The organism is Streptomyces sp. NRRL B-24484 (assembly GCF_000717715.1).
Classification (GTDB): Bacteria; Actinomycetota; Actinomycetes; order Streptomycetales; family Streptomycetaceae; genus Kitasatospora.
In genome coordinates this window covers 1-14,823 of record NZ_JOAI01000006.1, presented here as the reverse complement: position 1 = coordinate 14,823, position 14,823 = coordinate 1, and the positions used below count along the sequence as shown (strand labels likewise).

12 protein-coding genes are annotated in these 14,823 nt (G+C 74.6%); 7 read left to right on the top strand and 5 right to left on the bottom strand.

Annotated elements, in window-relative coordinates:
- The first annotated feature begins 208 nt into the window (after positions 1–208).
- Positions 209–1,900 carry a bifunctional 3'-5' exonuclease/DNA polymerase gene (locus tag IE98_RS0107455; protein WP_030266167.1) on the top strand — a complete coding sequence of 564 codons (1,692 nt, stop codon included), beginning with the start codon at positions 209–211 and terminating at the stop codon, positions 1,898–1,900.
- A gap of 13 nt (positions 1,901–1,913) precedes the next feature.
- Here IE98_RS0107455 and IE98_RS0107450 read toward each other — a convergent pair whose 3' ends face one another.
- A complete protein-coding gene (locus IE98_RS0107450; protein WP_030266164.1) occupies positions 1,914–2,300 on the bottom strand; it encodes a PTS-dependent dihydroxyacetone kinase phosphotransferase subunit DhaM in 387 nt (128 codons plus the stop codon).
- A 135-nt stretch (positions 2,301–2,435) separates the two neighbouring features.
- Between IE98_RS0107450 and dhaK the strand changes: the two genes are divergently transcribed.
- Positions 2,436–3,431 carry a dihydroxyacetone kinase subunit DhaK gene (gene dhaK, locus IE98_RS0107445; RefSeq protein ID WP_030266161.1) on the top strand — a complete coding sequence of 332 codons (996 nt, stop codon included), beginning with the start codon at positions 2,436–2,438 and terminating at the stop codon, positions 3,429–3,431.
- A gap of 52 nt (positions 3,432–3,483) precedes the next feature.
- Positions 3,484–4,131: a dihydroxyacetone kinase subunit DhaL gene (dhaL, locus tag IE98_RS0107440; RefSeq protein ID WP_030266159.1), complete on the top strand. Its 648-nt coding sequence runs from the start codon at positions 3,484–3,486 to the stop codon at positions 4,129–4,131.
- Positions 4,132–4,195: 64 nt separating this feature from the next.
- Here dhaL and IE98_RS0107435 read toward each other — a convergent pair whose 3' ends face one another.
- Complete coding sequence (locus tag IE98_RS0107435; protein ID WP_234443445.1) at positions 4,196–5,404, bottom strand: PP2C family protein-serine/threonine phosphatase; 1,209 nt, start codon at positions 5,402–5,404, stop codon at positions 4,196–4,198.
- Positions 5,405–5,649: 245 nt separating this feature from the next.
- On the opposite strand from IE98_RS0107435, the gene IE98_RS0107430 reads away from it, so the two are divergent.
- Together IE98_RS0107430 and IE98_RS0107425 are read left to right on the top strand one after the other, a co-directional pair.
- Positions 5,650–5,868 (top strand): heavy-metal-associated domain-containing protein, encoded by a 219-nt coding sequence (locus IE98_RS0107430; RefSeq protein ID WP_030266153.1) that lies wholly within the window; start codon positions 5,650–5,652, stop codon positions 5,866–5,868.
- Positions 5,869–5,929: 61 nt separating this feature from the next.
- Positions 5,930–8,200 carry a heavy metal translocating P-type ATPase gene (locus IE98_RS0107425; RefSeq protein ID WP_030266151.1) on the top strand — a complete coding sequence of 757 codons (2,271 nt, stop codon included), beginning with the start codon at positions 5,930–5,932 and terminating at the stop codon, positions 8,198–8,200.
- Between the two features lie 57 nt (positions 8,201–8,257).
- On the opposite strand, the gene IE98_RS0107420 is transcribed toward IE98_RS0107425, so the two are convergent.
- From IE98_RS0107420 to IE98_RS0107410, 3 genes are all read right to left on the bottom strand, one after another.
- On the bottom strand, positions 8,258–8,977 hold the full coding sequence (locus tag IE98_RS0107420; protein ID WP_030266149.1) for an SDR family NAD(P)-dependent oxidoreductase: 720 nt from the start codon (positions 8,975–8,977) through the stop codon (positions 8,258–8,260).
- A gap of 546 nt (positions 8,978–9,523) precedes the next feature.
- Positions 9,524–10,813 (bottom strand): citrate synthase, encoded by a 1,290-nt coding sequence (locus IE98_RS0107415; protein WP_030266147.1) that lies wholly within the window; start codon positions 10,811–10,813, stop codon positions 9,524–9,526.
- Positions 10,814–11,037: 224 nt separating this feature from the next.
- Positions 11,038–13,212: an ATP-dependent RecD-like DNA helicase gene (locus tag IE98_RS0107410; RefSeq protein ID WP_030266143.1), complete on the bottom strand. Its 2,175-nt coding sequence runs from the start codon at positions 13,210–13,212 to the stop codon at positions 11,038–11,040.
- A 330-nt stretch (positions 13,213–13,542) separates the two neighbouring features.
- Between IE98_RS0107410 and IE98_RS0107405 the strand changes: the two genes are divergently transcribed.
- Both IE98_RS0107405 and IE98_RS0107400 read left to right on the top strand, forming a co-directional pair.
- Positions 13,543–14,007 (top strand): GNAT family N-acetyltransferase, encoded by a 465-nt coding sequence (locus IE98_RS0107405; RefSeq protein ID WP_030266140.1) that lies wholly within the window; start codon positions 13,543–13,545, stop codon positions 14,005–14,007.
- A gap of 60 nt (positions 14,008–14,067) precedes the next feature.
- On the top strand, positions 14,068–14,724 hold the full coding sequence (locus IE98_RS0107400; RefSeq protein ID WP_030266137.1) for a class I SAM-dependent methyltransferase: 657 nt from the start codon (positions 14,068–14,070) through the stop codon (positions 14,722–14,724).
- The last annotated feature ends 99 nt before the right edge of the window (positions 14,725–14,823 follow it).

Sequence of the window (14,823 nt, the reverse complement as noted above, 5' to 3'; positions counted from 1 at the left end):
ACCCTATGCGCTGTCACCACCGCTGCCTACGGCCTCCGGAGGCGGCTTCCGACCGCTGGCGGAACCTCGCCGCGGGCCCGGCGCCCGCCCCTCCGGGCGCCGCGCCGGTCGGGCCCTGTCGGTGCCGCGCGCTACGGTCGGGGCAAGGGCCTCCCCGGCCCCACCCGGTACGACGTACGAGTACCCCGAGCGAGGAAGGAGGCCGCCGATGGCCCCCCGGTACGCCCTGGTCCCCGACCAGCACGGCCCCGGCGGCCGGCTGCAGCCGCTCGGCGAGGACGGCACCCCGCTCGGCCCGCCCGGGCACGCACCCGCCCTCGCCGACGCCGTCGCCGAACGCGAGGCCGCCGACCGGCCGCGCTGGGTGTTCGCCGCCACCGACGGCGCGTACGCGCCGCTGCTGCCCGTCCGCCTCGCCCGCAGCCACGACCTGCGGCTCACCGAGCCGCTGCTGCTCGGCCTGGAGGGCCGCTTCGGCGAGCCCCGCTCGCTCGGCGCCGCCTGGGCCCGGCTGCGCGGGCTGCCCGTCCCCACCGACCTGCCGGAGAGCGGCGCCGAGGACGAGCAGGACGGCCTCTTCGCCCCCGACCGGCTGCAGCTGCCGCCCGGCACCGACGCGCTGGCGGCCGTCGTCGCCGTCCACGCCGAGCAGCAGCGCCGCACCGCCGCGATCGCCGACCCCGGCGAACGCCACCGCTTCCGGCTGCTGGCCGCCGCCGAGTCGGCCGGCGGCCTGCTCGCCGCCGAGATGGCCCGCGACGGCCTGCCCTGGCGCAGCGACCTGCACGACCGGCTGCTGACCGAACTGCTCGGCCCGCGCCCGCAGGTCCCCGGCGCCCCGCCGCGCCGGCTGGCCGAACTCGCCGCCGAACTGCAGCGGTCCCTGGGCGGGCGCCCGTTCAACCCCGACTCGCACGGCCAGGTGCTGCGTGCCTTCGCCGACCGGGGCATCCAGCTCGGCTCCACCCGCAGCTGGGAGCTGCGCCGGGTCGACCACCCGGCCGCCGAGCTGATGATCCGCTACAAGGAGCTGTCCCGGCTGCACGCCGCGCACGGCTGGGCCTGGCAGGCGGCCTGGGCCCGCAACGGCCGGTTCCGCCCCGAGTACGTGGTCGGCGGGGTGGTCTCCGGCCGCTGGGCGACCCGCGGCGGCGGCGCCCTGCAGATCCCGCGGATCCTGCGCCGCGCCGTGGTCGCCGATCCCGGCTGGTCCCTGGTCGTCGCCGACGCCGCCCAGCTCGAACCGCGCGTCCTCGCCGCCCTCTCCGAGGACGCCGGCCTCGCCCGCACCGCCGCCCAGGGCGACCTCTACGAGGCGCTCGCCGCGACGGCCTTCCACGGCGACCGGTCCAAGGCCAAGCTCGGCCTGCTCGGCGCGATGTACGGGCAGACCAGCGGCGACATCGGCCCGCTGCTGGCCACCCTGCGCCGCCGCTACCCCGCCGCGATGGGGTACGTGGAGGCCGCCGCCCGGACGGGCGAGGACGGCGGCATCGTCCGCTCCCGGCTGGGCCGCACCTGCCCGCCGCCGTCCGCGGACTGGCTGGACCTCACCGAGGCGCCCGAGACGGCGGGCGAGGCCGGCGGCCGTTCCGCCCGGGCCCGCGGCCGCTTCACCCGCAACTTCGTGATCCAGGCCAGCGCCGCGGACTGGGCGCTCGCCCTGCTCGCCGCGCTGCGCCGCCGGCTGGCCGGGCTCGCCTCCGGCGCCGACCGGCCGCACCTGGTGTTCTTCCAGCACGACGAGGTGGTGGTGCACACCCCGGCCGACCTCGCCGACCGGGTCGCCGAGGAGGTCGCCGCCGCGGCGGAGGAGGCCCGGCTGCTGGTCTTCGGCGACACCCCGGTCCGCTTCCCGATGAGCACCGCGGTGGTCGACTGCTACGCCGACGCCAAGTAGGGCCCGGCCCCGGTCAGAGCTTGCGGTGACCGCGGGCCTCCTCGGCGGCGGCCACCACCTCGTCCAGCGGGGCGCCGGCGGAGGCGGTCACGGTCGCGGCCACGGCGCCCTCGACGAACGGCGCGTCGACCAGCACCGCGCCGGGCCGGTCGGCGAGCACCAGCCGGGCGGTCAGCACGGCGCTGCCCAGGTCGGCGAGGACGGCGACCCCGCCGCCGCCGTCGGCCTCGGCGAGCGCCCGGGCGATCTTCTCGTCACTGGTGCCGAGCCCGCCGTCGGCGCTGCCCGCGGCGAGCGCCACCCGCACGGCGCCGGCGCCCAGCTCGGCCAGCAGCTCGGCCAGGCCGGCGGCGAGCGCGGGGCTGTGCGAGACCAGGACGATGCCCACCGGTGCGGTCATGCCCGCACCCTAGCCCCGGTGCGGTGGCTCCGGGCGGGGCCGGCTCCGGGGCGTTCCGGCGTGTCGCAGCCCCCGGTGACCGGGGGTGCCGGGCGTAACGTCGGGCGCGGAGAGCCGGGCCCGAGGGAGTGCCGCGTGAAGAAGCTGATCAACAGTCCGGAGACGGTCGTGGCGGACGCCCTCGCCGGGCTCGCCGCCGCCCACCCCGAGCTGGTGGTGGACACCGCGGCCCGGGTGGTCCGCCGGGCCCGCCCCGGCGCGCCCGGCAAGACGGCCCTGGTCTCCGGCGGCGGCTCGGGCCACGAGCCGCTGCACGTCGGCTTCGTCGGCCCGGGCATGCTGGACGCGGCCTGCCCGGGCGAGGTCTTCACGTCGCCCGTCCCCGACCAGATGCTGGCCGCCGCGCGGGCCGTCGACACCGGCGGCGGGGTGCTGTTCGTGGTGAAGAACTACACCGGTGACGTGATGAACTTCGCCCTGGCCGCCGAGCTCGCCGCCGAGGAGGACATCGAGGTGGCGACCGTCCTGGTCGACGACGACGTGGCCGTGCAGGACTCCACCTTCACCGCGGGCCGCCGCGGCACCGGCGCGACCCTGGTGGTGGAGAAGGCCGCCGGGGCGCTCGCCGAGCTGGGCGCACCGCTCGCCGAGGTCGCCGCCCTCGGCCGCCGGGTGAACGCCGCCTCCCGCTCCTTCGCGGTCGCGCTGACGGCGGCGACCGTGCCGGCCGTCGGCCGGCCCGGGTTCGACCTGCCGGAGGACGAGATCGAGGCCGGTGTCGGCATCCACGGCGAGCCGGGCCGCCGGCGCGAAGCGATGCGCCCGGCCCGGGAGCTGGCCGCCGAGGTGGTCGACACCGTCCTGGCCGACCACGGGCTCGCGCCCGGCGACGAGGTGATCGCCCTGGTCAACGGCATGGGCGCGACGCCGCTGCTGGAGCTGTACGTGGTCTTCGGCGAGGTCGCGGCCCGGCTCGCGGACGCCGAGGTGGGAATCGCCCGCAGCCTGGTCGGCAACTACGTCACCAGCCTCGACATGGCGGGCTTCTCGCTGACCCTCACCCGGGCCGACGCCGAGCTGCTCCGGCTCTGGGACGCACCGGTCGACACCCCCGCCCTGACCTGGTCCTGACCCGGTCCCGACCTGACCCGACCGCCGCCCGGCCGACCGGCAGGAGAGCCGCATGGAGCTGGACACCGCCCGCACCGAGGCCTGGCTGCGTGCTGCGGCCGCCGCCGTGACCGACCGGGAGGCCGAACTCACCGAGCTGGACACCGCGATCGGCGACGGCGACCACGGCAGCAACCTGCGCCGCGGCTTCACCGCCGTCCTGGCCGGCCTGGACACCGCGGGCACCGGGGGTGCGGCGGACGCCGACCGCTCCCCCGGTGCCCTGCTGGCGGCAGCGGGCCGGACCCTGATCTCGACGGTCGGCGGGGCCTCCGGGCCGCTCTACGGCAGTGCGCTGCGCGCGGCCGGCCGGGCGCTGCCGGGGGCGACGGCCGGCCCGGACGAGGTGGCCGCGGCACTGGCCGGGGCGCTCGGCGCGGTCCGGTCGCTCGGCGGGGCGCAGCCCGGGGACAAGACGATGGTCGACGCCTGGGCGCCGGCCGTCGCGGCGTTCGCGGCCACGGCGGGGCAGGGGCTGGCGGCGGCTTCGGCTGCGGCGGCCGCCGCGGCGGAGCAGGGCGCGCGGGCGACGGTGCCGCTGGTGGCGCGCAAGGGCCGTGCCTCGTACCTGGGGCCGCGCAGCGCGGGCCACCTCGATCCGGGGGCGGTGTCGTCGGCGCTGCTGTTCGCCGCACTGGCCGAGGCCTGCCGGGAGCCGTGACGGGGCCGTCTTCAAGGGCGTACGGATGCCGCACAGGGCGCCCGAGCCCCCCCGGAGACACGTCCTAGCGCTCGTGGTGCGGGACGTGCGGGTGCTGCGGCTGGTCGCCGGGGCGGCTGACCAGCATCAGCAGGGCGTCGTCGCCGAGTTCGCCGCCGGTGTGCAGCAGCAGGTCGGCGTAGACCCGGCCGACCGCGGACTCCAGTTCGGCGGCGGAGCGGGCGGTGCCGCGCACCAGCGGGCCGACCCGTTCGGCGAGCGGGTAGAACTCGCCGGTGCGGTGGTGGCGGGCCTCGACCACGCCGTCGGTGCAGAGCACCAGCACGTCCTCGGGCCCGAAGGGGTACCGGACGGCGGTGGGTTCGCCGGTGGCGAGCGGGCCGAGCCCGAGCGGCACCCACGGGTCGGCGGCCTCCAGCACCGCGACGGTGCCGTCCGCGGCGACCCGGATCGGCGGGACGTGTCCGAAGTGCAGCAGTTCGACCGTGCCGGCCGCGCCGAACTCGGCGAACAGGGCGGTGGTGAACTCCCCGTCGGGCACGTGCCGCTCGACGCTCGCCTCGATCCGGGCCGCGACCCGGTTGAGCTTGTCCTCGTCGTAGGCAGCCTCGCGGAAGGCGCCGAGCACCACCGCCGCGGTCTGCACCGCGCCCAGCCCCTTGCCGCGGACGTCGCCGACCAGCAGCCGGGTGCCGTGCGGGGTGTCCAGGGCGGAGTAGAGGTCGCCGCCGATCCTGGCCTCGTCCGCGGCCGAGACGTAGCGCACGGCGAGGCGCAGCGGTCCGACCTTGGGCCCGGGCCGGCGCAGCAGGGCGCGCTGGGCGGCCTCGGCGACGGAGCTGACGGCGGCGAAGGCGGCGGCCCGGCGCATGCGCAGTTCGGCGATGTAGGCGCTGATCGCGGTGAGCGCGACGTAGCTGACCATGGCGCCGATCAGGAAGCGGCCGTCGTGGAAGTTGGCGACCTGGTCGTAGTTGCTGAGCCACAGCAGCGAGAGGAAGCCGACGCCGCAGACCAGCAGGAGTTCGACGGGGGTGAGCAGCAGTGCGGAGATGGGCGGCACGACGACCATCAGCGGGGCGAGGTAGCGGTCCTGGCCGGTGAAGAAGTCGACCAGCGAGATCGTCAGGACGGCGAGGAGCGCCGGGGCTGCGCGGCGGCGGAAGGAGAGGTCCTGGAGGTCGGTGGCGAGCATCGCGGACTTGCGCCGGGCCGGGGCCAGCCCGGTGGCGTCGCGCACGGCGGCGCGCTGGACTCGGCTGCTCCGGAACACATACCGAACATATCGGACAGGGCGCCGGATCGCGCCGCCCACGGCCGCCCGCCGGCGGGGTGACATCCGTGCGCACGCCGGATGCGCGGAGCGCGCCTGCACGGCCACCGCCCGTCGCGGCGGTGTACGTTCCGAGGTCCACGCCACAGCCGACCCGCCGCGCGTGGAATACCCCTGGGGGGTATGGTGTTGGCAGAGGCAGGCGCACGGCAGCAGGCCGCGCCCGACACCGCCCGGAGGCACCCATGTCCAGCACCGTCACCTACACCGTCGCCGGCATGAGCTGCGGCCACTGCGAGAAGTCGGTGACCGCCGAGGTGTCCGGCATCGCCGGTGTCACCGAGGTCGCCGCCGACGCCAAGGCCGGCACCGTCACCGTCTCCTCCGCCGCCCCGCTCGACGACGAGCAGGTCCGCGCCGCCGTGGACGAGGCCGGCTACGAGCTCGTCGGCCGCACCGCCTGAGACCGCCGCGGGGGGCGCGGCCCGAGCCCGCGCCCCCGGTACGCTCGTCCGAGGAGATGAGATGAGCACGACCATGCACGCCACCGGGGACACCGCCCAGCAGCGCGTCGAGCTGTCGATCGGCGGGATGACCTGCGCCTCCTGCGCCGCCCGGATCGAGAAGAAGCTCAACCGGATGGACGGCGTCGAGGCCACCGTGAACTTCGCCACGGAGAAGGCCCGGGTGGACTTCGCCGCCGGCGTCACCGTCGACGACCTGATCGCCACCGTCGAGCGCACCGGCTACACGGCGGAGCCCCCGCCGCCGCCCGCCCCCGAACCGGCCGACGAGCGCCAGGCCGACACCGCGCGCGAGCCGGACCCGCTGCGCGAGCGGCTGCTGGTCAGCGCCGTGCTGACGGTGCCGGTGGTGCTGCTGTCGATGGTCCCGGCCCTGCAGTTCGACAACTGGCAGTGGCTGGCCTTCGCCCTCACCGGCCCGGTCGTCGTGTACGGCGGCCTGCCCTTCCACCGCGCCGCCTGGACCAACCTCCGGCACGGCGCAGCGACCATGGACACCCTGGTCTCGCTCGGCACCCTCGCCGCGTTCGGCTGGTCGGTCTGGGCGCTGTTCCTCGGCGACGCCGGCATGCCGGGGATGCGGCACGGCTTCACCCTCGCGGTCGGCACCGGCGACGCCTCCTCCACGCTCTACCTGGAGACCGCCGCCGCCGTCACCACCCTGATCCTGCTCGGCCGCTGGCTGGAGGCGCGGTCCAAGCGGCGGGCCGGCGCCGCCCTGCACGCCCTGCTGGACCTCGGTGCCAAGGACGTCGCCGTGCTGCGCGACGGCCGCGAGCAGCGCGTCCCGGTCGCGCAACTGACCCCCGGCATGCGCTTCGTGGTCCGCCCCGGCGAGAAGATCGCCACCGACGGCACCGTCGTCGAGGGCGCCTCCGCCGTCGACGCCTCCATGCTCACCGGCGAGTCCGTCCCCGTCGAGGTCTCGGTCGGCGACACCGTCACCGGCGCCACCGTCAACGCCGGCGGCCGCCTCGTCGTCGAGGCCACCCGGGTCGGCGCCGACACCCAACTCGCCCGGATGGCCCGCCTGGTCGAGGAGGCGCAGAACGGCAAGGCCGCCGCCCAGCGCCTCGCCGACCGGATCTCCGCGGTCTTCGTACCGGTCGTCATCCTGATCGCGCTCGGCACCCTGGTCACCTGGCTGCTGCTCGACGCCGACCCCACCGAGGCGTTCACCGCCGCGGTCGCCGTGCTGATCATCGCCTGCCCGTGCGCGCTCGGCCTCGCCACCCCGACCGCCCTCATGGTCGGCACCGGCCGCGGCGCCCAGCTCGGCATCCTCATCAAGGGCCCCGAGGTGCTGGAGACCACCCGCCGGGTCGACACCGTCGTCCTCGACAAGACCGGCACCGTCACCACCGGCCGGATGTCCCTGGTCGCCGTGCACACCGCCGACGGCACCGACGAACGGCAGGCACTGCGCCTGGCCGGCGCCGTCGAGCACGCCTCCGAGCACCCGGTCGCCGCCGCCATCGCCGCCGCCGCGGCCGAGCGCACCGGCCAGCTGCCGCCGGTCGAGGACTTCGCCAACGTCCCCGGGCTCGGCGTGCAGGGCACCGTCGAGGGCCGCACCGTCGTCGCCGGCCGCGAGGCGCTGCTCACCGGCCGCTCGCTGCCGCTGCCGCCGGAGCTGGCCGCCGCCCGCGCCGCCGCCGAACGGGCCGGCCGCACCGCCGTCGCGGTCGGCTGGGACGGCTCCGCCCGGGCCGTCCTGGAGATCGCCGACACGGTGAAGCCGACCAGTGCCGGAGCCGTCGCCGACCTGCGCGCCCTCGGCCTGCGCCCGGTGCTGCTCACCGGCGACAACCGGGCCGTCGCCGAGGCCGTCGCCGCCGAGGTCGGCATCCCCGCCGAGGACGTCCTCGCCGAGGTCCTCCCCGAGGAGAAGGTCGCCGCGGTGAAGCGGCTGCAGGCAGAGGGCCGCTCGGTCGCCATGGTCGGCGACGGCGTGAACGACGCCGCCGCGCTCGCCCAGGCCGACCTCGGCCTCGCCATGGGCACCGGCACCGACGCGGCGATCGAGGCCGGCGACCTCACCCTCGTCCGCGGCGACCTCCGCGCGGCCGGCGACGCGATCCGGCTCGCCCGCCGCACCCTCGGCACCATCAAGGGCAACCTGTTCTGGGCCTTCGCCTACAACGTCGCGGCGATCCCGCTCGCCGCGGCCGGGCTGCTCAACCCGGTCGTCGCCGGCGCCACCATGGCCTTCTCCTCGGTCTTCGTGGTCACCAACAGCCTGCGGCTGCGCCGCTTCGACGCCTCCTCCTGAGCCACCGCACGGTGACGGCCCCGGGCGGAGATCCGCCCGGGGCCGTCACCGTCGCGCTCAGCGGCCGAGCAGCTCGCCACCGTTGCAGTGCAGGATCTCGCCGGTGATGAACCCGGCCTCCGGCGAGGCCAGGAACTGGACGGCCGCGGCGACCTCGAACGGCTCGCCGATCCGCCCGAGCAGGGTGCGCGCGGCCCGGCGGGAGACCTCCGCCTCGTCCAGCCGCGGCCCGAAGAACTCGGTGCCGGAGACGGTGCCCGGGGCGACGATGTTCGCGGTGATCCCGGACGGGCCCAACTGGGCCGCCAGGAAGTTGTTCCAGGCGTGCAGCGAGGCCTTCGCCGCCCCGTACGAACCCGCGCCGCGCAGCGCCGCGATGGAACTGACCGTCACCACCCGGCCGGAGCCCGGCGTCAGCCGCTCCCGGATCGACTCGGTGAGCAGCACCACCGTGAGCACGTTGCGCTCGAAGTCGCCCCGCCAGCGCGCCAGCACGGCGTGCGGGCCGGCCCCGATCACGGTCTCCCGGCTGCCCGCGTTGTTGACCAGGACGTCCACGGTCGCCGGCAGGGAGTCCAGGGCGTGCTCCACCGCGTCCGGGTCGGCGAGGTCGCAGACCAGGGTGGAGACGTTCTCGCCGAGCTCGGCGGCCGCCCGGTCGAGCACCGCGCGCCGGCGCCCGACGATCACCACGCGCTCCCCCGCCTCGGCGAAGCGGCGGGCCACCTCGTACCCGATGCCGGTGCCACCACCGGTGACGACGACGTTCCTGGTCATCTGCGCACTCCCTCCCTGCCCCGACGCCACCGCGGGCGCGTGCGGACGCTCCGTACCGGAATGAGTCGATTCCTATCACGCTGGGTTGCGAAGGCTGCGGGGAGGGTGACGCAGCGCGCCGGAAAGCGTGTGATAAGGGGACGGACCGCTCGGCCCGGTTCCGGCACCGCGCGCACACGGAGCGTGGAGAGAGGCAAGTCACACTCCGGGAACGTAACTCCCGGACCCCGGATACGTCATACCGTGTGTACTGCGGCGGTTTTCTCCGGCCCCGCGGCGGTGTGGCGAACGGCTTCACGCCTCCGCACCGGCCGGGCTGCCGCGAACGGGGCTCCGGCGGGCCCCGGTACCGTCGCCGACGGGTTCGGCGGCACAGCGCACGGCGCCGGGGTGCGAAGGTCAGGGACGCTTTGAGCGGCCGTCCCTGGCGCGGTCGCACCCGGGTGCCGTGCGCCGGGTCTTCCCGGCGGACCTCCTCGGTCCGCCGGAACGCCGAAGGGCCCGGCCGCCCCGAGGGGAGCGGCCGGGCCCTTCGCACGTACCGGGTCAGCGCTCGCCGAGCTCCACGTAGTCGCGGATCGCGGTGCCGGTGTAGATCTGCCGCGGACGGCCGATGCGGCTGGTCGGGTCGTTGATCATCTCGTGCCAGTGGGCGATCCAGCCGGGCAGCCGGCCCAGCGCGAACAGCACGGTGAACATGCTGGTCGGGAAGCCCATCGCGCGGTAGATCAGGCCCGTGTAGAAGTCCACGTTCGGGTACAGCTTGCGCGAGACGAAGAAGTCGTCGCTGAGCGCGTGCTCCTCCAGCTTCAGCGCGATGTCGAGCAGCTCGTCGCTCTTGCCGAGCTGGCTGAGCACCTCGTGCGCCAGGAGCTTGACCTGCGCGGCGCGCGGGTCGAACGCCTTGTACACGCGGTGGCCGAAGCCCATCAGCTTGACGCCGTCCTCGCGGTTCTTCACCTTGCGGATGAACGCGTCGACGTCGCCGCCGTCCTTCTGGATGGCCTCCAGCATCTCCAGCACGGCCTGGTTGGCGCCGCCGTGCAGCGGGCCCCACAGCGCCGAGATGCCCGCCGAGATCGAGGCGAACAGGTTGGCGTGGCTGGAGCCGACCAGGCGCACCGTCGAGGTCGAGCAGTTCTGCTCGTGGTCCGCGTGCAGGATCAGCAGCTTGTCCAGCGCGTTCACCACGACCGGGTTGAGCTCGTAGTTCTCCGCGGGGACGGCGAACGTCATCCGCAGGAAGTTCTCGACGTAGCTCAGGTCGTTGCGCGGGTAGACGAACGGCTGGCCCATCGCCTTCTTGTAGGCGTAGGCGGCGATCGTCGGGAGCTTCGCCAGCAGACGCACCGTCGACAGGTGGCGCTGCGCCGCGTCGAAGGGGTTGTGGCTCTCCGGGTAGAAGGTCGACAGGGCGCCGACCACCGACGACAGCATCGCCATCGGGTGGGCGTCCCGCGGGAAGCCCTGGTAGAAGCGCTTGACGTCCTCGTGCAGCAGCGTGTGCTGGGTGATCTCGGTGTTGAAGGCCGACAGCTCTTCGGCCTTCGGCAGCTCACCGTTGATCAGCAGGTACGCGGTCTCGATGAAGTTGCCGCGCTCGGCGAGCTGCTCGATCGGGTAGCCGCGGTAGCGCAGGATGCCGTTGTCACCGTCCACGAAGGTGATCGCGGACTTGTAGGCGGCGGTGTTGCCGAAGCCGTTGTCCAGGGTGACCAGGCCGGTCTGCGGGAGCAGCTTCGAGATGTCGAAGCCGGCGTTGCCCGCAGTGCTCTCGACGACGGGGTACTCGTACTCGCCGTCCTGGTACCGCAGTACTACCGAGTTGTCGCTCACGTCTTCCTCACCGACGAAATGAATCCTCATCCGAGTGCCCTGACGTTCCTACGATCCCCCATCCGGAGGACAGCCGCGCACCCGGGGTGGGCCGAAAAGGGGCCCGCCATACAAAACCTGTCGCCGAAGCCGGTGTGAACCGGACAAGATCGGCACCAGACCAGGTTCCGCCCTAAATCTCTTCACGTCAAGACAACCTGGGACCGTACCGCACCCCCGGGGGATCATCCAATCGCCAGCCGATGATCAAGCGCGGAGTGCCGGCGACCTGCACTGACGGCCCTCACGGCCTGCCCGATCGCCCTCCGTGACCCCACCAGTACAACCAGTCTCTTCGCCCTCGTCACAGCCGTGTAGAGAAGATTTCGCTGAAGCATCGACCATGCCGATGTAGTGACCGGAATCACCACCGCCGGATACTCGCTGCCCTGCGACCGGTGGATCGTCACCGCGTACGCGTGCGCCAGCTCGTCCAACTCGTCGAACTCGTACGGCACCTCCTCGTCCTCGTCGGTGCGCACCGTCAGCCGCTGATCCTCCACGCTCAGTGAGACGACCACCCCCACCGTGCCGTTGAACACACCGTTCTCCCCCTTCTCGTAGTTGTTCCGGATCTGCGTGACCTTGTCCCCCACCCGGAAGGTCCGCCCGCCGAACCGCCGCTCCGCCAACCCCTCCCGGGCCGGCGTCACCGCCGCCTGCAGCAGCGTGTTCAGGTTCCCCGCCCCCGCCGGCCCCCGGTGCATCGGCGCCAGCACCTGCACGTCCCGCCGCGGGTCCAGGCCGAACCGCTGCGGGATCCGCCGCGCCACCACGTCCACCGTCACCCCCGCCGCCCGCTCCGCGTCCTCCTCCGCGAACAGGAAGAAGTCCGGCAGCCCCTCCGTCACCGGCGGCAACCCCTCGTTGATCCGGTGCGCGTTGGTCACCACCCCCGACTGCTGCGCCTGCCGGAAGATCCGCGTCAACCGCACCGACGGCACCGGGCTCCCCTCCGACAGCATGTCCCGCAGTACCTCGCCGGCCCCCACCGACGGCAGCTGGTCGACGTCCCCCACGAACAGCAGGTGCGCCCCCGGCGCCACCGCCTTCACCAGCTTGTTCGCCAGGATCAGGTCCAGCATCGACGCCTCGTCGACCACCACCAGGTCCGCGTCCAGCGGCCGGTCCCGGTCGTACGCCGCCTCCCCGCCCGGCCGCAGCTCCAGCAGCCGGTGCACCGTCGACGCCTCCGCCCCCGTCAGCTCCGCCAGACGCTTCGCCGCCCGCCCGGTCGGCGCCGCCAGCACCACCTTCGCCCGCTTCGCCAGCGCCAGCTCCACCACCGACCGCACCGTGAACGACTTCCCGCAGCCCGGACCGCCGGTCAGCACCGCGACCTTCCGGGTCAACGCCAGCTTCACCGACTCCCGCTGCTCCGGAGCCAGTTCGGCACCCGTCCGGCGCGCCAGCCAGGCCAGCGCCGCCTCCCAGTCCACCCCCGCGAAGCCCGGCAGCCGGTCACCCTCCGCGTTCAGCAACCGCAGCAACTGGTTCGACAGCGACACCTCCGCCCGGTGGAACGGCACCAGGTACACCGCCGTGACCGGCTCCCCGCCCTCCCCCGGCACCCGCTCCCGGACGACCCCCTCCTCCGTCACCAGCTCCGACAGGCAGTCGATCACCAGCCCCACGTCCACCTGCAGCAGCTTCACCCCGTCCGCGATCAGCCGCTCCTCCGGCAGGTAGCAGTGCCCCTGGTCGCTGCTCTGCGACAGCGCGTACTGCAGCCCCGCCTTCACCCGCTCCGGCGAGTCGTGCGGGATCCCCACCGCCTGCGCGATCCGGTCCGCCGTGAGGAAACCGATGCCCCACACGTCCGCCGCCAGCCGGTACGGCTCGTTCTTCACCACCCCGATCGAGGAGTCGCCGTACTTCTTGTAGATCCGCACCGCCAGCGAGGTCGACACCCCGACCCCCTGCAGGAAGACCATCACCTCCTTGATGGCCTTCTGCTCCTCCCACGCCGCCGCGATCATCCTCGTCCGCTTCGGCCCCAGCCCCGGCACCTCGATCAGCCGGCCCGGCTCGTTCTCGATGACCTCCAGGGTGTCCACCCCGAAGGCGTCCACGATCCGCTCCGCGAAGCGCGGACCGATCCCCTTGATCAGTCCCGACCCCAGGTACCGCCGGATGCCCTGCACCGTCGCCGGCAGCACCGTCGTGTAGTTCTCCACCGCGAACTGCCGCCCGTACTGCGGATGCGACCCCCAGCGCCCGAACATCCGCAGCGACTCGCCGGGCTGCGCCCCCAGCAGTGCCCCCACCACCGTCAGCAGGTCGTTCCCGCCGCGCCCGGTGTCCACCCTGGCCACCGTGTAGCCGGTCTCGTCGTTCGCGTAGGTGATCCGCTCCAGCACGCCCTCGACCTGGGCGAGCTGCCGCGGGGCACCCGCCGGCGCCGCGCCCTGCTGGCCGGCGCCCTGCTGGCCGGCATTCTGCTGCGCGGCGTTGTGCTGCGCGGTGCGCTGCTGCCCGGCCCGCTGCTGCTCCGTGGTCACGAGGCCCTCCCCGTACTGGCGACGCCCCGGCGCCGGCGACCGTTGTGTCACGCACGGTACCTCCCGACGCGGACAGCCGAGCCCCCCACCGGCGAGAACGCCGCTCCCGGGGGCGCGTCCCGCGGTCACTGCGCGACCCCACACCACCCCGCGGGATGACGGACCGTCGGACCGGCGTAGGGTCGGTCCGTGAGCGGCCTCGTCATCCGGCCCGCGACCGAGGCCGATCTGCCCGCCGTCGTGGCCATGCTGGCCGACGACCCGCTCGGCGCCACCCGCGAGTCCCCCGACGACCTCGCGCCCTACCGCGCGGCCTTCGCCCGGATCGCCGACGACCCCCACCAGCACCTGGTCGTCGCCGAACGCGACGGCCGCACCGTCGGCACCCTGCAGCTCACCGTCGTCCCCGGCCTCTCCCGCCGCGGCGCCACCCGCACGATCGTCGAGGGTGTCCGGATCCACTCCGGCGAACGCGGCAGCGGCCTCGGCAGCACCTTGATCGAATGGGCCGTCGAACGCTCCCGCGAACTCGGTGCCACCCTCGTCCAGCTCACCTCCGACGCCACCCGCACCGACGCCCACCGCTTCTACGAGCGTCTCGGCTTCACCGCCTCCCATTTGGGCTTCAAGCGCGCCCTGCCACCCCGGGAGTAGCCGCCACAGGGTGGCCGAGCGGCCCATCGGGACTGTCGTACCCCCTGGCAGACTTGGTCGATGATCGACACTCGCGCACCGATCGCGGCCTACTGGAACGCGGCCGCCGACACCTTCGACGACGAGCCCGACCACGGCCTGCGCAACCCCGCCACCCGCGAGGCCTGGGCCGCCCACCTGCACGGATGGCTCCCGGAGGCACCGTCCCACGTCCTCGACCTCGGCTGCGGCACCGGCTCGCTCTCCCTCCTGCTGGCCCGGCAGGGCCACCACGTCACCGGCGTCGACCTCGCGCCCGCCATGATCGACCGGGCCCGCGCCAAACTGGCCGCCGCCGGCCTCGAAGCCGCCTTCCACGTCGGTGACGCCGGCGACCCGCCCGCCCGGCCCGGCGGCTACGACGCCCTGCTCTCCCGCCACCTGGTGTGGACCCTCCCCGACCCGCCCGCCGCACTCCGGCACTGGGTGAGCCTGCTGCGGCCCGGCGGCACGCTGCTGCTCGTCGAGGGCCGCTGGCGCGAGGCGGGTGACTCCACCTCTCCGTACGCTCCCGGGGCCCATCCGCTCCCGTGGGCCGGCGGCGTCCGCGCCCAGGACCTCGCCGACACGCTGCGTCCGCTCGTCGCCGAACTGTCGGTGACACCGCTCAGCCAGGAGGCGACCCTCTGGGGCGGCCCGGTCTCCGACGAGCGGTACGCCCTGGTCGCCCGGATCTGATCCGGAAATGCGAGAAGCCCCGCCCGGTGTCCCCGGGCGGGGCTTCTCAGAAGAATTGTTCGGCGGCGTCCTACTCTCCCACAGGGTCCCCCCTGCAGT